The sequence below is a fragment of the Streptococcus cuniculi genome (assembly GCF_004570575.1).
Lineage (GTDB): Bacteria > Bacillota > Bacilli > Lactobacillales > Streptococcaceae > Streptococcus > Streptococcus cuniculi_A.
Genome location: NZ_SPPD01000005.1, coordinates 40,329 through 58,195 on the forward strand (window position 1 = coordinate 40,329; position 17,867 = coordinate 58,195).

A 17,867-nucleotide genomic window follows, 5' to 3' on the forward strand; every position below is an offset into this window, starting at 1 on the left:
TGTGTTTCCTTTTTATTTTTGGAAAAACTATTTACAAAGATAGTGAAAAAAGATATACTATAGGAAGGAGGATTATAACTATGAAATTGAAAAAGTTAGTAAGTACTTTACTGGTTTCTACAGTAATGCTTGGATCGTTGACTCCGTCATTAGTGTCTGCAACAGATACAGATACGAGTACGACAGCTACAACCGTTGCTTCAACGAGTAGTGATGCAGTAGTATCGTCAGATACATCATCATCATCTAGCGTTGAGCCAAGTATCATTGAACCATCTAGTTCATCAACAGATGTGACTGTTGATAGTAGTTCAAGTACGGTTCCGGATATTAGTTCTAGCATTGTTCCAAGTACAAACACTACATCAGATGCTACTGTAGCAAGCAGTAGTTCAGATTCAACAACACCAAATAGTAGCGAAACCACTCCTTCTGTAACTGCAGATGAGACTGCTATGATTTTGGAACGTGCTGGTGTGTTAGAGAGCATCATCGGTGCAGATAATCGTTATCAAGTAAAAAATATAAAAACAGACCCATATCGTAAAATCGTTTATTTGGAGTCTGTATTCCCAGATGGCCTTCGCCAAGGAACTGGAATTATGATTGGCACAGACACTATCTTGACAGCAGCTCATAATCTTTACGATGAAGAAACAGGTAATTGGGCAAGTAGTGTACTTGCTTCTCCAGGGCATAACGGCTCAACTGCTCCATACGGTGTATATAGTTCTAAGAAATTCTATGTGCTACGTAATTATCGATTAAAAGCTGGAGATTCTAACTATGATATGGGAGTTATCAAGTTAGATAGAAAAGTAAATGCGGCAGTCAAATCAGTCGGCGTATCAAAATCAGTTAGTAAGAATCAACGTGTTCAAGTAGCTGGTTACCCAGGTGGTAGCGGTGGTAGAATGTATACCATGTTTGGTACTGTAGATGACATAGCGGACAATTTGATGTCTTATACTATTGATACAGAGCCAGGACAAAGTGGAGCTCCTGTATTGAATAGTAAAAATCAAGTAGTGGGAATCCATATTGTGGGTGTTGGTGAATATGGCTTTAATGTTGCCCGTCGTGTGAAAGATGATTCCTTACGCATGATTACTCTTGCCCAAAAAGGAAAAGATGCAAACCGTGAAGTTTCTACCAACTTTGAACGCAAAACAGGAAATACTTATCGTCTCTACCATTCTGGTATCAAGCGCCATCTTTACACCCAAGACCTAGATGAGGCCACTATCTTGTCTACTCAAATGGGGTGGAATTTTGAAGATGTAAAATTTGTAACTGCGACCACTGGTAAGCCAGTTTATCGTCTTTACCATTCAGGAACAAGAGAACATATTTATACTACTGATGCCAACGAAAAGAATGTTCTATCGAAACGTGGTTGGCGCTATGAGGGGATTGCTTGGTACTCAAGTGGTAGTCGCCCAGTTTATCGTCTTTATCATTCAGGTTTGAAAGTGCATCTATATACGGTAGACGCAAATGAAAAGAATGTTCTATCGAAACGTGGTTGGCGTTATGAAGGTGTTTCGTTCTATACAAAGTAATCGCCTAAACCATCAAAAGGATTTTTTTCGGTAGAGAATTTTTCAGATAAGAAAAATGAACAATACCTTCGTTATATTCTGGAAAATAGAAGACGAAGGTATTGTTTTATTTGAGATAGATGCATGATAGTAAGGGTGTGACCTGTAACGTTGTACAATACCACCCCCTTGGAGCTAGCTCCAAGGGGGTTATCTGCTATTTAGTTGTTCTTACCGTGAACGTTGTTTTCCGGCATTGCGGTTTTTCTTTTTTGACGACGAGGTTGTAATGGCACTATCCATCGTAGGAGTCACATCTTTGACACGGGTACTTGTGTGCAGAGGCTTTGGAGGATTTTTTTCAAATTCTTCTGCAATTTGTCTGCGAAGTTTTGGCTTGAGGAAGAAGTTGGTAATCACTTGTTGAATGATTCCGATAAATCCACCGACTACCCAGTAGAGGGTCACGCCAGCTGGAGAGCTCCATGAGAAGAAAACAATCATGAGCGGGTTCATCAGCATCATTGACTTCATCTGTTTCTTTTGTTCTTCTTCCAGACCAACTTGCATGAGAAGGGACTGGAAGAAGTAGAGGACACCGGCTACAGCTGTTAGGATGAGGCTTGGTTTACCAAGAGCAATGCCCATAAAGCTGGCATCAGCAATCCCTTCTGTATAGCGAGCTGCGTAGAAGAGGGCTGAGAAGAAAGGCATTTGAATCAGTAGTGGAAGACATCCAAATCCACCAAACATGCTGACGCCATACTCTTTTTGAGTAGCAAAGAGTTCTTGCTGGGCAGCGAGTTGTTCTTCTTGCGAGCTAGCATTTTTCATCCGTTCTTGGATAGGTCCAAGAATCGGTTTGAGATAGTGCATCTTCTCAGACTGGTAGGTTGCTTTCCAAGACTGGTAAATCCCCAGTGGCAAGATGAGCAAGCGGACACAGATGGTCACAACGATAATGGCAACTCCAAATCCGAGCCCCTGATTTTCAGCAAAGAACTGGATGACATTTCCCATAGGCTCAACGAGGAGTTTATAGACCCAGCCTTCTCCAGTTGGGACACCATTTTTGGTCTCTACACAGCCTGATAGGAAGAAGAGCATAGAGAGGGCAAGCCCTGACAATAATATACGGTTTGATTTTTTCACGTTCTCATTTCCTTTTTTACATGATACACTCTATTGTACTTGTTTTTGAGAAAATATACAAGTTTTTAATGCCACTGTTTGACTTGAAAATCACTAAAGGTTTCAAAGTTGGCAAGGGTGACATCGAGATAGGTGACCTTGGCCATGCGAGAGGGGCCTTTGCGGATTTCTTGGATGAAATGGCTGAGCTTGGCTGGTTGATCTGATTGGGCAAGAATGGTGACGGTCCCGTCCTCGTTGTTCCAGACTCGACCATAGATATCCCCGATTTCTGTTGCTAGATATTGGACGGACCAGCGAAAACCAACTCCCTGTACTCGTCCAGAAGCAATCATTTTGACTTTTTGCATGCGCTTCTCCTTTTGACAAGAACTTTACTTTATTATATCATTGATGGTAATGAAAGAAAATGGGGAATCATATGGAAGTTATTCGTTCCAAGTCCAATCGACTGATAAAGGACACAAAAAAATTACACCAAAAGAAATACCGCAAGCACTCTTACCTGATTGAGGGCTGGCACTTGTTTGAGGAAGCTTGTCAAGCTAAGGCTGACATTGAGCGGGTCTTTATACTAAAAGAATATGTGGATAGGGTAGTAGGAGATGTTCCTGTGACGGTAGTTAGCCCAGAGATTTTGCAGGAGTTGGCAGATAGCCAAACCCCGCAGGGCATTGTGGCTCAGCTGGCTCTCCCCAAGACCATGGTACCAAAAGAGCTAAGGGGGAGGTACCTCGTTCTAGAAGATATTCAGGATCCGGGAAATCTTGGAACCATGATTCGGACGGCAGATGCGGCAGGCTATGATGCGGTCTTTATTTCGGACAAGTCTGCAGACATCTATAATCTAAAAAGCCTGCGTTCTATGCAGGGCAGCCATTTTCACCTTCCTGTCCATCGGGTGGCCATGGAAGAATTGTTAGCACAGTTGAAAGAGCAGGGGGTACGAATTTTAGCGACCACCTTGTCTCATCAGTCCATTGACTACAAGGAGGTGGAAGTCACAGGCCCATTTGCCCTGATTATGGGTAATGAAGGGCAAGGCATTTCACTCCTAGTTGAGAGTCAGGCAGATGAGCTTGTGCATATTCCTATGCCGGGTCAGGCAGAGAGTCTGAATGTTGCGGTGGCAGCGGGGCTTCTTCTCTTTAGCTTTATTTAAGCTAAAAAGGCTAAACTGTGATATAATAGAAAAATGAGGTGGTTGAATGGCAGATTATACAGAAGATGAAGAGTACATGGTCTATGTGGGGGATTTGATTGAAAAGCCCAAGGTGCAAAAACTCGGGACAATCCCTCATCACTATCACTCGACCCGTTTGGAACACTCAATCAATGTATCCTATACCAGCTACAAGATTGCAAAGAGATTGGGCTGGGATGCGAAATCAACAGCTAGGGGCGGTCTCTTGCATGATTTGTTTTATTATGACTGGCGCAATACCAAGTTTAAAAAGAGCCATGCTTGGGTCCATCCGCGGATTGCAAAGCACAATGCGGAGAAGTTGACTAGGTTAAACAAGGTTGAGGAAGACATTATTGTCAAGCACATGTTCGGTGCAACCATTGCGCCACCGCGCTATAAGGAATCGTGGATTGTGACCTGTGTGGACAAGTATTGGGCGGTAAGGGAGGCAACCCTGCCCTTACAAAAAATGTGGAAACAAGGTAGTTTTCACTTTCGTTAACATCGTTTATATATAAAAGGAGGATTAGGATGAATCAAGAACCTTATATTATCAATCAAGTGGACAATACCGCTTTGAATCGTTTCTTTGGTAAAATTTATGGCTTTGTGGCAGCAGGAGTTGGTCTTTCTGCCTTGGTGGCTTATCTGTCATTGACGACCTTTTGGGAAATGACGCGTAGTCTCTTGCTAGGTGGGTCATTTGCCATCTGGCTCGTGATGCTGGCTGAGATTGGTCTTGTCTTTGCGGCGTCTCGTATGGCAGCGCAAAATAGCCCTTTGGCCTTGCCTATGTTTCTGGCTTACTCGGTCATGAATGGTTTTACGATTAGTATTGTACTTCTAGCCTACACTCAGGAAACTGTCTTTACAGCCTTTCTGACAGCAGCCTTGATGTTTGTTGTGATGGCTGTGATTGGGATGACTACGAAGAAAAATCTTTCAGGCATGGCGCAGGCCCTTTATGCAGCCTTGATTGGTGTGATTATTGCGAGTGTAGTCAATCTCTTTCTCGCAAGTTCAGGGATGAGTTTTATTATTTCAATCATCTCAGTCTTCATTTTCTCAGGTTTGATTGCCTATGACAACCAACGTATCCGCTATGTCTTTGAAGAAACAAATGGCGAAGTTGGCCAAGGCTGGGTTGTTTCAATGGCCTTATCTCTCTATCTCGATTTTGTCAATCTATTCTTGAATCTGTTGCGTATCTTCGGATCAAGAGATTGAGCAAGAAAATAACTCGCTGTTATAGTGAGTTTTTTTCTTTTGTGGTATAATAACATTACAATAGACTAGGAGGATTGCACATGGCAGTTAAAGATTTTATGACCCGAAAGGTGGTCTACATTTCACCAGATACAACGATTGCGCATGCAGCTGAATTGATGCGTGAGCAAGCGATTCACCGTCTACCCGTTATTGAAGATGATAAATTGGTCGGTCTTGTGACAGAAGGAACCATTGCAGAAGCGAGCCCTTCAAAGGCAACGAGCTTATCTATCTATGAGATGAATTATCTCTTGAATAAGACCAAGGTTCGTGATGTGATGATTCGTGATGTCATTACCGTTTCTAAATTTGCCAGCCTAGAAGATGCGATTTATCTGATGTATAAAAACAAGGTCGGTATTCTACCTGTTGTGGACAATGACCAAATGGCGGGTGTCATTACGGATCGTGATGTCTTTGCAGCCTTCCTCCATGTTTCTGGCTATGGTGAGGCTGGTGTTCGTATCCGCTTCTTGGTCGAGAATAAGGCTGGTGAGCTAGAGAAGATTATCCGTTTGATCTCAGAACAAGGCTATAATATCATTAGCACTGTTCAGATTGCGGACAAATCAGGTAGCATAGTCATCGAAGTACAGATTGAAGGCAAGGTAGACCGCCAGCACTTATCAGAGATTTTTGAGCAGGCTGGAATCAAAGTGGACAGTCTCGTGCCCACAGAAACGAAAAAAATTTAAAAAGAGCATTTGCTCTTTTTAAATTGGTCTTGCAAAGGCTAGGAAGTTCTGTTGAGACGAGGGCTGAACTGTGGACAAGAGAAAAACCATTCACTTGGAGTGGTGAATGGCGCATCTTTATTTTTCAAAAGGTTGTTTATTGCTATCAAGGGTAAATCCTTCGCCTAAAACCTCGTGGGCATCGGTGATGGTGATAAAGGCGTGGGGGTCAATCCGGTGGATTAAATCCTTCATTTCTTGTAATTGGCTCTTATAGATGACCGAGTAGACCATGTCAATGTTTTTACGGCTATAGAAGCCCTGAGCCTTGATGAGGGTGATACCACGCTCGATATTTTCATCAATGGCCTGTGCTAACTCTTGAGATTTTTCAGAGACAATCATGACTCCCTTGCTTCCGTAGTTTCCATCTGTAATGAGATCAATCACACGGGAGACAATGGTGACCATCATCAGTGTATAGAGGACATTGCGCAGGTCATGAAAGACAACGATGGTCAGCGTGAGAACCAAGACATCGATGAATAAAATAATTTGTCCGATGGTAAAAGAGGTGTATTTATGGCCGATTCGAGCGAGAATGTCGCTTCCTCCTGTGGTTCCACCAGCCTTGAAAATAATCCCTAGTCCTGCACCCATGAGGATTCCCCCAAGAATGGCTACCAAGATTAAGTCTCCTTCTAGCGGAATGGTGATAGGAATGTGTTCAAACAGGGCTAGCCAAGCAGTCACACCAACAGTACCGATGATACTGTAATAGAGGGTTCGTTTGCCCAGAATTTTCCAGCCGAGGATAAAGAGGGGAATATTGATGAGGATATTCATAATCCAAGGTTGAATGCCTAGAAGATAGTAGAGAATCAGATTGATTCCCGTTGCTCCGCCCTCGTAGAGGTGGTTGGGGATAATCAAGTAGTTGAGCCCAAAAGAAAAAAGTCCAGCTCCCAGTATCACAAAAAAGAGGTTCTTAAATCGTAGCATTCCCTGCTCCCTTCGGTTAATCCTATATTCATTCTAACAGATTTAAAGCGGATACACAAGACAAATAAAGAGTGCTTTTTCTCTGTTTTTTTGGTAAAATAAGAGGAAATACAATTGAGAAATGATTTCAGATTTTTACGGAGTATCAAAAAACAGGGGATTCACATGACACAAGGAATATTTATCACATTGGAAGGACCAGACGGTGCAGGTAAGACCACGGTTTTACAAGAATTAATACCGCGTTTAGAAGCACTAGGAAAGCAGGTCACAACGACCCGTGAGCCAGGAGGCGTTGCGATTGCAGAAGACATTCGCTCGGTCATCTTAAATCCTCAAAATACAGCAATGGATGATAAGACGGAGTTGTTGCTGTACATTGCAGCACGACGCCAGCACTTGAAGGAGCGTATTTTACCAGCTTTGGAAAGTGGCCAGTTGCTCTTGGTTGACCGCTTTATCGACTCTTCTGTCGCCTATCAAGGTTTTGGTAGGGGATTGGACATTGCAGCGATTGATTGGCTCAATCACTATGCGACAGATGGGCTAAAGCCAGATTTGACACTCTATTTTGATATTGATGTGGAAGAAGGCTTGGCGCGGATTACGCGCAATGCGAATCGGGATGTTGACAGGCTTGATATGGAGGCTCTAGACATGCACGAGCGTGTCAGAACAGGCTATCTGGCAATTTTAGATAAGGAAGCAGATCGTGTCGTGAAAATTGATGCTTCTCAATCCGTGGAGGAAGTGGTAGAGGCAGCTTTTACTGCTATCTATGACCGATTTTTTAAGTAATACATGAAAAAAGAAGAATTACAGGGTTTACAGCCCCAGCTTTACCAGTCTTTTCAGGCTGTTTTGCAGCAAGGACGCTTGGCGCATGCCTATCTTTTTTCGGGCGATTTTGCTAGCTTTGAAATGGCTATTTTTCTCAGTCAGGCGATTTTTTGTGAAGATAAGGTGGCAGAAATTCCTTGTGGACAATGTCGCTCTTGTCGTTTGATTGAACAGGGTGAATTTACCGATGTGACCGTGGTCAGTCCTCAGGGCAATACGATTAAGACTGAGACGATTCGCGATTTGGTCAAGCAGTTTTCCCAGTCAGGTTTTGAGTCGAACCAGCAGGTCTTCATCATTCGGGATGCAGAGAAGATGCACCCTAATGCGGCGAATTCTCTCCTGAAAGTGATTGAAGAACCTCAGAGTGATATTCGGATTTTTCTGTTGACCAATCAGGAACATGCTGTTTTAGCAACCATTAAAAGCCGAGTTCAAATTGTCGTCTTTCCGAAAAATTTGCCTCTTTTAGAACGATTGCTGGAAGAAGAAGGTTTATTGAAAACGCAGGCGCAGCTGATTGCTAGACTCGTCGCAAGCATCGAAGAAGCCAAGCAATTGGCGAGCCAAAAATCCTTTATAGACCTCATAACGGTCGCAAAAAAGTGGATCGATATCCTGTTGAAACAGCCAAATAAGGCTTATGTACAGGTAGGAAACTTGGTGCGCCTTGCCCCAGAAAAACTGGATCAATCCCGCTTGTTTGGGCTACTCACAGTCTTATTGGCAGATCAGATGACAGAGCCTAGGGCCTTGATTTATTTGGAGAATTTACAGCTGGCACGCCAGCAATGGCAGAGTAATGTTAGCCTGCAAAATGCCTTAGAATACTGGCTATTATCAACAGAAAAACAAGTGAAAGGATAGTGCATGGATAAGAAAGAGATTTTTGATGCCTTAGATGGTTTTTCTCAACAGCTACTGGTCACGCTGGCAGAAGTAGAAGCAATCAAGAAACACTTGCGCGGTGTGATTGAAGAAAATACAGATTTACGCTTGGAAAATTCCAAATTACGGGAGCGCTTAGAAAAAGATGACCGTGAACAGAATCGGACGGCGAATTTTGGGAAGGAAAATTTGGAAAATATCTACGAGGATGGTTTTCATATCTGTACTTTTTCCTATGGTCAACGTAGGGACAATGATGAGCCGTGTATGTTTTGTTTAGAATTATTGAATAGAGAGTAAGCATGCAGATTCAAAAATCAGTCAACCATTCCTTGCCTTTTGGCACCCTGTATCTTGTTCCGACACCGATTGGCAATCTTCAAGATATGACCTTTCGGGCGATTGAGACCTTAAAAACAGTGGATCTCATTGCAGCAGAAGATACGAGAAATACTGGTCTCTTGCTCAAGCATTTTGAGATTGAAACACATCAGATATCCTTCCATGAACACAATGCCTACGAAAAAATTCCCGTTTTGCTAGAGATGTTGCGGTCAGGTCAGTCGATTGCGCAAGTCTCAGATGCAGGTTTGCCGAGTATTTCTGATCCAGGACATGACTTGGTACAAGCTGTGATTGCTGAAAATATTCCAGTCGTTGCGTTACCGGGAGCATCAGCAGGAATTACGGCCCTGATTGCATCAGGACTAGCACCGCAACCGCATATTTTTTATGGATTTTTACCGCGGAAAGCTGGTCAACAAAAAGCTTTTTTTGAGGAGAAAAAGCACTACTCTGAAACACAGATTTTCTACGAATCACCGCATCGAGTCAAGGCGACTTTAGAAAATATGCAAGCGGTGTACGGTGACCGCTCGGTTGTTGTCGTGCGAGAATTGACAAAGTTGTACGAAGAATACCAACGCGGACACATCAGTGAACTTCTTGCGTTTATCGCCGCTCATCCCCTAAAAGGTGAATGCTTGATGATTGTATCAGGTGCTGAGAAGACGGAAGCCTGTGAAGCTGACGAGGTAGACTTGAAAGCAGCGGTAGAAGCCTTGATAGAAGCAGGTTCAAAACCCAACCAAGCCATTAAAGAAGTAGCCAAACGCTACCAACTCAAAAAACAAGAAGTGTATGACGTGTATCATGAACTAAGATACGAGGGCGTAAAAAAGCGACAGAAAATTAGGAAACATGACGAAGAAGCGTAGCTTCTAGGAATGTTTCTCTATTTTCCGAGCTTTTAGCCCGAGTTCATTTAAGTAGTGAGAGCGTAAAAAAAGTCCTAATGAAAATAGGAGACTGCTGCCGTGTTCAACGAACATAAAGCAATCTATCTTTTTCATAGAGACTTTTAGCTCGAACACAATTCTGAATTAAAACACAACACAACAATATAAATGCTTCAGCAATTCTCCATTAGAGAGTTGCTGAGGCATTTTTTACTACAACAACAAACGAATCAAAACAAAAAGAAAAGGACTTAGTCCTGTACAATACAGAATGAAATCCTCTCATTTGTTATTTGTCTAATCAGTACAGAGTAGGCTTTTTTACTTAAATAAACTAATCCAGTCCCTTTTTTGATGAGTGACCCGCAAGATGACTGCTGTCTGTGCATCAATGATGTAGAAGACAAGATAACTGCCTACAATCAGCATTCTAAGTTTTTGTTCAGCTGGGAACTCTCTGCCAACCCGTTCTGATACATTGATTCCAATTTCTGGAATATCTAAAATTCTCTTAATGCCTAACTTAATGTTGCTCATCGTATTCTCGGCTGCTTGGGGGCTTAGAAAGTGGTTGAGAATATAGTCGTAGATACTGTCAAGGTCTTGTTCCGCATCTGTGGTGATGATCAATTTAGACACCATATTTTGAGAAAACCTCGTCTATCTCTTTAACCTTGCCTTCTTTGTAGCTTTGATAGCCTTTCTGTATCTCTGTATAAAGGTCATCAATGATACGATCCTTTTGGCTCTTTTCACCATCTAAGAGAATAACGGGGACACTTTGCTGTTCAACAACTTTCAAGAGTAGGTTATTGAATAACGTTGTCATATCAATATTTTCGTAGCTGACGATTGTTCTCGCCTTTTCTAATAGGTCAGCATTCGTTCTAAAACTAAATTGAGAGTTTTTCGTAATGGTTGTCATATCAGTCCTCCGTGCGTGTATGTTTGTATATACAGTATATCATATCGGACAAATAGCAGCAAGTATCATACCAATTAGATATATCATTTTTAAATGTGGATAGCTAGCTCATCTATTTGTTGGTCGGATTGTCTCTGGTATAAAAGGTAGCCTGCAACAGCTATAGAAAAGTAGGCGATAGACTAAATGAGATAAAAATATGGAATTGTCTGAAAATTTGTGATATAATAAACAAAAATTTTTTATTTGGAGGGATAGGATGACCATCTATAATTTTTCTGCAGGTCCTGCAGTGTTGCCAACATCCGTTTTAGAAAAAGCACAAGCTGAATTTCTGGATTATAATGGATCGGGTATGAGCGTATTAGAGATGTCGCACCGCTCCAAAGAGTTCGATGATATTATAAAAGGTGCTGAAAGTCTCTTGCGAGAGTTAATGGCTATTCCAGATAACTATAAGGTCTTGTTCTTACAAGGGGGAGCATCGCTTGAATTTACCATGATTCCACTCAATTTTGCCCGTGGCAAGAAGGCCTACTATCTAGCAGGTGGTTCATGGGGGAAAAAAGCCTATACCGAAGCGGTTAAACTCTCAAAAACGATTCCGTTTGAACCGATTTTGCTAGGGTCAACAGAGGAGATAACCTATGCTGAATTGCCACGTTTTGATAAGGATACGATTGATTCTGAAGCAGCCTATGTCCATTTGACAACCAACAACACGATTGAAGGAACAGCACTCTACACGATTCCAGATACTAATGGCGTACCGGTCATTGCAGATATGTCGTCCAATATTTTGGCAGCTCGCTACAATGTGGAAGACTTTGCCATGATTTATGCTGGCGCTCAGAAAAATATTGGACCAGCAGGTGTGACTATCGTGATTGTCCGTGAGGATTTCTTGAGTGACGATCCAGTCTTATCCAGCATGTTGGACTACCGCATTCAGGCAGAGAATGAATCGCTCTACAATACACCGCCAGCTTACTCCATCTACATTGCCAAACTAGTCTTTGAATGGGTGAAGGAAATCGGTGGTGTTGATGAAATGGAAAAACTCAACCGCGAAAAGTCAGGTCTTTTGTATGATTACATTGACCAATCTGATTTTTACACAAACCCTGTTCGTAACATTGAAGAACGCTCGGTAGCCAATATTCCCTTTGTGTCCCCAAGTCCAGAACTGGATGCCAAATTTGTCAAAGAAGCGACCGCAGCAGGCTTTAAAAATATCAAGGGACATCGTTCGGTAGGTGGGATGCGTGCTAGTCTTTACAATGCCTTCCCCCGTCAAGGAGTAGTTGACTTGATTGCCTTTATGGAGAAGTTTGAAGAGGAGAATGCCTAATGGAAATTCGGCTTGCCCACCCCAATGAAGTGAATACGATTTGCCAGATTTTTGAAGAAGCACGTGCCTTTTTAGCCCGGGCTGGCATCAGCCAGTGGCAGGGTGTCTATCCGAGTGAAGAAGATGTCTTTGAGGATATTTTATCAGGTCGCGGTTACGTTGCGATTGTAGAGGGGCAGGTGGCAGCTTACACTGCTGTGCAAATTGGCAATGAGCCAGCCTACAATGACATCTATAATGGCAAATGGCAGCACAATAATTTTCTGTATACGACCTTCCACCGAGTCGCAGTGGCTGGAGCCTTCCGTGGTCAGCAAATCATTCAGACCTTTTTACAGGGCTTGATTGAGGGGCAAAAAGGTCCAGATTTTCGCTGTGATACCCATGAAAAGAATGTGGTTATGCAGCATATCTTAGAAAAATTGGGCTTTGTCTACTGCGGTAAGGTAGCGATTGACGGAGAACGCTTAGCCTATCAAAAGATAAAAACCAAGCAAGAAACCAGCCTCTATCAAGAGATTGCCGAGGATGACCGCTGGCTGTTTGGGAGAAATGATTAAATAAAGAAGAGAAAGAGGAGGGAATGGCTAAGCACCACTCCCTTTTAGGAAATAAAATGGTATTTAGTGTACGAACCTTTAACAACATCAACCAAATTGGCTTGAAAGAACTAGGAAATAAGTTTCAGATTGATGGAGATCAGGCAGCAAATCCTGACGCCTTTATCATTCGTTCTGAAAATTTGCATGGTTTTCCTTTCCCAGAAAATCTAAAAGCGATTGCCCGCGCAGGAGCTGGTACCAATAATATTCCGATTGAAGATGCGACAGCTCAAGGAATCGTTGTTTTTAACACACCGGGTGCCAATGCGAATGCGGTAAAAGAAGCGGTATTGGCGTCTATCTTATTGTCTGCGCGTGACTATATCACGGCAACTACTTGGACCAATACCTTGTCGGGTGAGGATGTTCCTCAGCAAGTGGAAGCAGGGAAAAAGCAATTTGCAGGAACAGAAATTACAGGAAAAACGCTCGGAGTGATTGGCCTCGGTGCGATTGGTGCACGGATTGCCAATGATGCCCGCCGTTTGGGAATGAACGTTTTGGGTTATGACCCCTATGTATCGGTTGAAACAGCTTGGAGTATTTCAAGCCACGTTAAGCGTGTGGATGAGCTGAAAGAAATTTTCACGCAGTCAGATTATATCACCGTTCATGTCCCCCTAACGGATAGCACCCGCGAATTATTTAATGCTCCGGCTTTTGCTCTGATGAAAAAAGGGACTACGATTATCAACTTTGCCCGCGGTGAGTTGGTCAATCATGCTGATTTGTTTGATGCCATTGCGACAGGCGTTGTGGGTCACTATGTGACAGACTTTGGAACCGAAGAGCTGCTCAATAAGCCCCACATCACAGTTTTTCCTCATGTCGGTGGCTCGACTGAAGAAGCAGAGCTAAACTGTGCAGTGGCAGCAGGGCAAACCATTCGTCGCTTTATGGAGACAGGTGAGATTACCAATTCGGTCAATTTCCCGAATATGCACCAAGCCCTGTCCACCCCTTTCCGTCTGACGCTAATCAATAAAAATGTGCCGAATATGGTCGCAAAGATTTCGACGGCGGTTTCAAATCTCAATATCAATATTGACAATATCTTGAACCGCTCAAAAGGAGACTATGCCTATACCATGCTGGACTTGGATGAAGCGGACAAGGAAAAAATCAAGGCTCTTGCGGAACAATTTGAAAACGATGAAAACATTATCAAAGTGCGGATTATTGAAAGTGGGAAGTAATCATGGATAAAAAAGAACGAAAAGAGTATGTGAGGGACTTAAAAGAGCGTTTCGAGGTATTTCAAATCAATCTTGTCACAGCGCTTTGGGTAGACAAGGAGACGGGAGTTGAGTACCTCCGCCTAGCAGACGGTGATTTGCGTCCTTTATTCAATTCTGAGGGCAAGCCAAACATTAACAAGCAGTTCAAAGATGACCTACTATAAATGCAGCTATGCCTCGCCGCTGGGAGAACTATCAATTATTGCAACGGATAAGGGCTTGCGAGGCATTTGGTTTCAAGACCAGAAGTATTTTGAGCGGGGTGTGACGGAAGAGCCCCTGCTAGCAGAACATCCCATTTTAAAGCAGACCATGACGTTATTGAATCGTTATTTTGCTGGGTATGTAGTGGATGTATCTGATTTGCCACTGGATCTTCCTGCAACGCCCTTTCAGCAGGCTGTATGGCAGGTTCTACAAGAGATTCCCCATGGGCAGACCATGACCTATGGTCACATTGCCAAATGTCTCGGAATCCGCTCTAGTCAGGCAGTTGGTGGAGCAGTCGGGAAAAATCCGATTTCCATTTTAATCCCCTGCCACCGAGTGGTGGGCAGTCAGGGGCAGCTGACAGGCTATGCGGGTGGACTAGAAAAAAAGCGCTGGTTACTAGCGCATGAATCACGGATGAAGAAAGAGGAAGAAGATGTTAGTATTTTATGAATATCCCAAATGTTCAACCTGTCGAGCAGCAAAGGCTGAATTACAAGCTCTAGGTCTCGAATTTGAAGCGATTGACATCAAGACCAATCCCCCTCAAGCTAGTCAGTTAAAAGACTGGATGGAAGCTACGGGATTCGAACTCAAGAAGTATTTCAATACCTCTGGCAATAGCTACCGTGCCCTCGGCTTAAAAGATAAGTTTGACCAGTTAACGGTGGATCAAGCCTTGGAGTTGCTCGCAAATGACGGCATGCTCATCAAGCGCCCGCTACTCATTCAGGACGGCAAAATCCTGCAGATAGGCTACCGCACCGAGTATAAAGAGCTAGGATTGTAAGAGAAGAAAGATGAAGGAGCTAATGATGGTGACACTATCCTTGTATCATGAAGTTGAACATGGCCGCTTGTTGCAGGCCTATTCTTTAAATGATACTACGCATACCGATACTCCACAAAATATTATTGAAACGTCTAAAAGAGATAGGGATAGGTATCCGATAGCAATACTTGATCATGAAGATGGTAACCTCGTTGGCTTTTTTTGCCTGCATGTAAATGCTGGTCCTAAAGAGTATGGCTATCATCAACAGGATTATGCACTTGTTAGGGGCTTTTCTATTGATGACAATTTCAGAAATCAGGGCTATGGCTCTCATGCTTTTAATGATATATTTACCTTCATCGATTCAGCCTTACAATTAGAAGTGAATCATATTATCCTAGCCGTAAATGAAAAAAATATCGTTGCCCAAAAAGCATATAAACATTCAGGATTTTATGTTGTAAAAAGAGATGTAGAAGGTCAAAAAGGAAAATTGATGATTATGGAGAAAAAGAGAGACGAGTAAGAAGCACTTGTTTTCTGTAATGTGGCTGTGAACGAAGAAGTAGCTTCTTATAGCGAATGTTACAGACTTTAGTTGAAAATAATTTGAATGAGAAAATGAAAACATGAGGCTAGGTACCGTTGTTCCTGTCTCATGTTTTCATATACTATCTTTTGAATTCACTTTGATACATTGTCACTTTTGATTTGCCGTACTCTAGTACTGTCCGCGTCTCAGTTCCTTGTTTGAAAGTTCATTCATTTGACTATAACGATGGTATATGATGATTACGGAAACAAGAACAAGCAGATTCCTGCGACAAGGAGCGTTATCAAGGCACTTGCTAAAGCAAAGCTAGCCACGAGGATGATTTTTTGATAGGGGGCCTTTGCTTTTTCCTCTCGTTGCTCTATTTTAGTCAGTGCTTTATTTTTGTCATAAGCAACCAGTTCTTTAATTGTTTTTAGGTCATATTTCTTTTTAAAGCGCTCAACCTGATGGGCATAATAGAAGGTTGTGCCCGCAAGAAGTAGAAAAATGCTTGTTCCTATCCAATTCCAGTAATACAGTAAGGGAAAGCCAAGGAGGGGACAGAGAAAGAAGCCCCAGGTCATGATGAGTGCGTGTCGTTCGTAGCGTTTGTAGTCTGCCCCATGTGAAATGGCCCTTAACTCTGTCATATCGCCCTCTTGAACCAATTGATGAAGCTCAATATCAAAAATCTTGCATAGAAGCATTAGATTTTGAATATCAGGATAGGTGGTTCCTCGCTCCCAATTGGAAACGGTTTGCCTACTGATAAAAAGCTCTTGTGCCAAGTCATCTTGGGATAAGCCTAAGTCCTTTCGATATTGTTGGATATGTTTACCAAGTTCCATAATCGTTCCTCCTTTTGTTTCTAGCATACCAAAATGCCTCATATATGACTATTAAAAGTCTTTGACAAGACAATAAAAACGAGCAATGGCAAGGAAGTATGATGATTCCATAAAAGGGGATTGACAAGACCTTGACAAAGTTGTCAATGAAAAAGAAGTGGTGAGAATCGTGATGTTAAGATCTCGATGCCTCCACTTCTTTAGAATCATTTATCTCTTATTACTTTCTTTGACTGCGATGTAATTCCCTTCAAGGTCTGCAAAGGTGAAATGCCTCATGCCTTGGTATTCCATAATTGGATTGGTCGCAACACCTGCTTTGCTCAAGCGTTCATACTCGGCTTCTAAGTCCTCTGTTTCAAACAGAAGGCTTGGAAAGCCAAGATTCATAGTTGGATTGGCCTTTGCGACCCAGTCTTTATCGTGAATACCAAATTTAATTGCGGCGTCCGTTGACGGTGCGATTTCATAGGAAACAGCTTCACCGTAGTCGGCTGTCTCCAAGAGAACAAAGCCTATTTTTTCTGTCCAAAATTCCATAGCAGCCTTGGTATCGGTGACGTAGAGCATGGTGGTTGATTTTGTAATCATTCTCTCTCCTTATAGGTCGATTTCCATCACGATTGGTGTGTGGTCTTGGCGGGATCCTGAGTCAATCATCTCCGACTTGGTCACCTTATCAGCCACGCGATTACTGGTCAGCCAATAGTCGATTCTCCAGCCTGTATTGTTGATTTTGCTGGTCTTACTACGCTGTGCCCACCAGGTGTACTGGTGAGGAAGGTCACCATGCAGGTAGCGGAAGGTATCAGTGAAGCCTTTTGCTAGCAAGTTGGTAAATCCAGCCCGCTCTTCATCGGTGAAGCCCGGTGATTGGCGGTTGCTAGCTGGATTTGCAAGGTCGATTTCGTGGTGGGCAACATTGTAGTCCCCTGTTGCAAGAACAGGTTTTTTTTGATCAAGTGTTGCGAGATATTCAGCATACTTTTCATCCCAAACTTGGCGGTCAGAAAGGCGTTTTAAGCCGTCACCAGCATTTGGTGTATACACTTGGGTCACAAAGAACTGGTCAAATTCCAAGGTGATGATGCGTCCCTCCAAGTCCATGGTCGTCGGTGCCCCAATCTCTGGGAAGCTAATCGTTGGATTTAAGCCTTTTTTATAGAGGAACATGGTACCAGCATAGCCCTTACGAGCTGGCTCAACAGAAGATCGCCAAGTAGTTTCATAGTCTGGAAAGAGCTGTTCTAGGATGTCCAAGTGTTTATTCGTAGGACCTTTGGCAGACAATTTGGTCTCCTGAATCGCGATAATATCTGCCTTTTCTGCTACTAAGGTCTGTAAAACAGCCTGTGAAAGCTGGGCACGAGCTGAATCACTCGTCAAGGCTGCATTGAGGGAATCAATATTCCATGAAATGAGTTTCATAATGTATCCTTTTCTTTTTGTTCTTTTTCTATTATATCAAAAAGAGAAGAGACTAGGCGTCTTTCTAGCTCAAACTTCCACGATACCTCGGTCAATAAGCCCTCATTCAGCGGATAATTTGTGTGTTATCAAGCTCCTTTTTGTGATATAATGTTAGGATAGAAC

Annotated in this window: 24 protein-coding genes and 1 pseudogene; 17 read left to right on the forward strand and 8 right to left on the reverse strand. The window is 42.7% G+C overall.

Annotated features, from left to right (window positions below):
• Positions 1–80 precede the first annotated feature (80 nt).
• On the forward strand, positions 81–1,562 hold the full coding sequence (locus E4T82_RS04745) for a trypsin-like peptidase domain-containing protein (protein WP_167753565.1): 1,482 nt from the start codon (positions 81–83) through the stop codon (positions 1,560–1,562).
• A gap of 210 nt (positions 1,563–1,772) precedes the next feature.
• On the opposite strand, the gene yidC is transcribed toward E4T82_RS04745, so the two are convergent.
• Positions 1,773–2,693: a membrane protein insertase YidC gene (yidC, locus tag E4T82_RS04750; protein ID WP_135181722.1), complete on the reverse strand. Its 921-nt coding sequence runs from the start codon at positions 2,691–2,693 to the stop codon at positions 1,773–1,775.
• 65 nt (positions 2,694–2,758) lie between these two features.
• Positions 2,759–3,043 carry an acylphosphatase gene (locus E4T82_RS04755; RefSeq protein ID WP_135181723.1) on the reverse strand — a complete coding sequence of 95 codons (285 nt, stop codon included), beginning with the start codon at positions 3,041–3,043 and terminating at the stop codon, positions 2,759–2,761.
• Positions 3,044–3,114: 71 nt separating this feature from the next.
• Here E4T82_RS04755 and E4T82_RS04760 point away from each other — a divergent pair, with 71 nt between their 5' ends.
• The 4 genes from E4T82_RS04760 (at position 3,115) to E4T82_RS04775 (ending at position 5,843) form a co-directional block, all read left to right on the forward strand.
• The gene (locus E4T82_RS04760) at positions 3,115–3,855 is read left to right on the forward strand and encodes a TrmH family RNA methyltransferase (RefSeq protein WP_135181724.1); all 741 of its coding nucleotides are present in this window, start codon (positions 3,115–3,117) and stop codon (positions 3,853–3,855) included.
• Between the two features lie 46 nt (positions 3,856–3,901).
• A complete protein-coding gene (locus tag E4T82_RS04765; protein ID WP_135181725.1) occupies positions 3,902–4,381 on the forward strand; it encodes an HDIG domain-containing metalloprotein in 480 nt (159 codons plus the stop codon).
• 29 nt (positions 4,382–4,410) lie between these two features.
• Positions 4,411–5,106 carry a Bax inhibitor-1/YccA family protein gene (locus tag E4T82_RS04770; protein ID WP_135181726.1) on the forward strand — a complete coding sequence of 232 codons (696 nt, stop codon included), beginning with the start codon at positions 4,411–4,413 and terminating at the stop codon, positions 5,104–5,106.
• An 80-nt stretch (positions 5,107–5,186) separates the two neighbouring features.
• Positions 5,187–5,843, forward strand: coding sequence for a CBS and ACT domain-containing protein (locus E4T82_RS04775; protein ID WP_135181727.1), 657 nt, complete (start codon positions 5,187–5,189; stop codon positions 5,841–5,843).
• A gap of 117 nt (positions 5,844–5,960) precedes the next feature.
• Here E4T82_RS04775 and E4T82_RS04780 read toward each other — a convergent pair whose 3' ends face one another.
• Positions 5,961–6,824: a YitT family protein gene (locus E4T82_RS04780; RefSeq protein WP_135181728.1), complete on the reverse strand. Its 864-nt coding sequence runs from the start codon at positions 6,822–6,824 to the stop codon at positions 5,961–5,963.
• A 165-nt stretch (positions 6,825–6,989) separates the two neighbouring features.
• Between E4T82_RS04780 and tmk the strand changes: the two genes are divergently transcribed.
• The 5 genes and pseudogenes from tmk to E4T82_RS04805 form a co-directional block, all read left to right on the forward strand.
• A complete protein-coding gene (tmk, locus tag E4T82_RS04785; protein WP_135181729.1) occupies positions 6,990–7,622 on the forward strand; it encodes a dTMP kinase in 633 nt (210 codons plus the stop codon).
• Positions 7,623–7,625: 3 nt separating this feature from the next.
• On the forward strand, positions 7,626–8,531 hold the full coding sequence (locus E4T82_RS04790; protein WP_135181730.1) for a DNA polymerase III subunit delta': 906 nt from the start codon (positions 7,626–7,628) through the stop codon (positions 8,529–8,531).
• 3 nt (positions 8,532–8,534) lie between these two features.
• Entirely contained in the window at positions 8,535–8,852 is a 318-nt protein-coding gene (gene yabA / locus E4T82_RS04795) for a DNA replication initiation control protein YabA (protein ID WP_119876159.1), read from the forward strand.
• A gap of 2 nt (positions 8,853–8,854) precedes the next feature.
• Positions 8,855–9,769 (forward strand): 16S rRNA (cytidine(1402)-2'-O)-methyltransferase, encoded by a 915-nt coding sequence (gene rsmI / locus E4T82_RS04800; protein ID WP_135181731.1) that lies wholly within the window; start codon positions 8,855–8,857, stop codon positions 9,767–9,769.
• A 226-nt stretch (positions 9,770–9,995) separates the two neighbouring features.
• Positions 9,996–10,091 (forward strand): annotated as a pseudogene (locus E4T82_RS04805) (IS3 family transposase); the annotation flags it as partial.
• 20 nt (positions 10,092–10,111) lie between these two features.
• On the opposite strand, the gene E4T82_RS04810 reads toward E4T82_RS04805, so the two are convergent.
• Together E4T82_RS04810 and relB are read right to left on the reverse strand one after the other, a co-directional pair.
• Positions 10,112–10,432: a type II toxin-antitoxin system RelE/ParE family toxin gene (locus tag E4T82_RS04810; protein WP_135181732.1), complete on the reverse strand. Its 321-nt coding sequence runs from the start codon at positions 10,430–10,432 to the stop codon at positions 10,112–10,114.
• Positions 10,422–10,715: a type II toxin-antitoxin system RelB/ParD family antitoxin gene (relB, locus tag E4T82_RS04815; RefSeq protein ID WP_135181733.1), complete on the reverse strand. Its 294-nt coding sequence runs from the start codon at positions 10,713–10,715 to the stop codon at positions 10,422–10,424. The genes E4T82_RS04810 and relB overlap by 11 nt, the downstream gene beginning before the upstream one ends.
• Before the next feature lie 259 nt (positions 10,716–10,974).
• On the opposite strand from relB, the gene serC reads away from it, so the two are divergent.
• Genes serC through E4T82_RS04850 form a run of 7 tightly spaced genes read left to right on the forward strand, consistent with a single transcriptional unit; the run spans position 10,975 to position 15,417 of the window.
• On the forward strand, positions 10,975–12,066 hold the full coding sequence (serC, locus tag E4T82_RS04820; protein WP_135181734.1) for a 3-phosphoserine/phosphohydroxythreonine transaminase: 1,092 nt from the start codon (positions 10,975–10,977) through the stop codon (positions 12,064–12,066).
• Complete coding sequence (locus tag E4T82_RS04825) at positions 12,066–12,626, forward strand: GNAT family N-acetyltransferase (protein WP_135181735.1); 561 nt, start codon at positions 12,066–12,068, stop codon at positions 12,624–12,626. Before serC ends, E4T82_RS04825 begins: the two co-directional genes overlap by 1 nt.
• Positions 12,627–12,682: 56 nt before the next feature.
• Entirely contained in the window at positions 12,683–13,864 is a 1,182-nt protein-coding gene (locus tag E4T82_RS04830) for a phosphoglycerate dehydrogenase (protein ID WP_135181736.1), read from the forward strand.
• Positions 13,865–13,866: 2 nt separating this feature from the next.
• A complete protein-coding gene (locus tag E4T82_RS04835; protein ID WP_228065058.1) occupies positions 13,867–14,070 on the forward strand; it encodes a DUF6440 family protein in 204 nt (67 codons plus the stop codon).
• Complete coding sequence (locus E4T82_RS04840) at positions 14,057–14,569, forward strand: methylated-DNA--[protein]-cysteine S-methyltransferase (protein WP_135181737.1); 513 nt, start codon at positions 14,057–14,059, stop codon at positions 14,567–14,569. Before E4T82_RS04835 ends, E4T82_RS04840 begins: the two co-directional genes overlap by 14 nt.
• The gene (locus tag E4T82_RS04845) at positions 14,553–14,906 is read left to right on the forward strand and encodes an arsenate reductase family protein (RefSeq protein ID WP_135181738.1); all 354 of its coding nucleotides are present in this window, start codon (positions 14,553–14,555) and stop codon (positions 14,904–14,906) included. The genes E4T82_RS04840 and E4T82_RS04845 overlap by 17 nt, the downstream gene beginning before the upstream one ends.
• A gap of 10 nt (positions 14,907–14,916) precedes the next feature.
• Complete coding sequence (locus E4T82_RS04850; protein WP_228065059.1) at positions 14,917–15,417, forward strand: GNAT family N-acetyltransferase; 501 nt, start codon at positions 14,917–14,919, stop codon at positions 15,415–15,417.
• 266 nt (positions 15,418–15,683) lie between these two features.
• Here E4T82_RS04850 and E4T82_RS04855 read toward each other — a convergent pair whose 3' ends face one another.
• The 3 genes from E4T82_RS04855 to E4T82_RS04865 form a co-directional block, all read right to left on the reverse strand.
• Positions 15,684–16,301: a helix-turn-helix domain-containing protein gene (locus E4T82_RS04855; protein ID WP_228065060.1), complete on the reverse strand. Its 618-nt coding sequence runs from the start codon at positions 16,299–16,301 to the stop codon at positions 15,684–15,686.
• Between the two features lie 183 nt (positions 16,302–16,484).
• A complete protein-coding gene (locus tag E4T82_RS04860; protein ID WP_135181739.1) occupies positions 16,485–16,865 on the reverse strand; it encodes a VOC family protein in 381 nt (126 codons plus the stop codon).
• A gap of 9 nt (positions 16,866–16,874) precedes the next feature.
• On the reverse strand, positions 16,875–17,702 hold the full coding sequence (locus tag E4T82_RS04865; RefSeq protein WP_135181740.1) for an exodeoxyribonuclease III: 828 nt from the start codon (positions 17,700–17,702) through the stop codon (positions 16,875–16,877).
• Between the last annotated feature and the right edge of the window lie 165 nt (positions 17,703–17,867).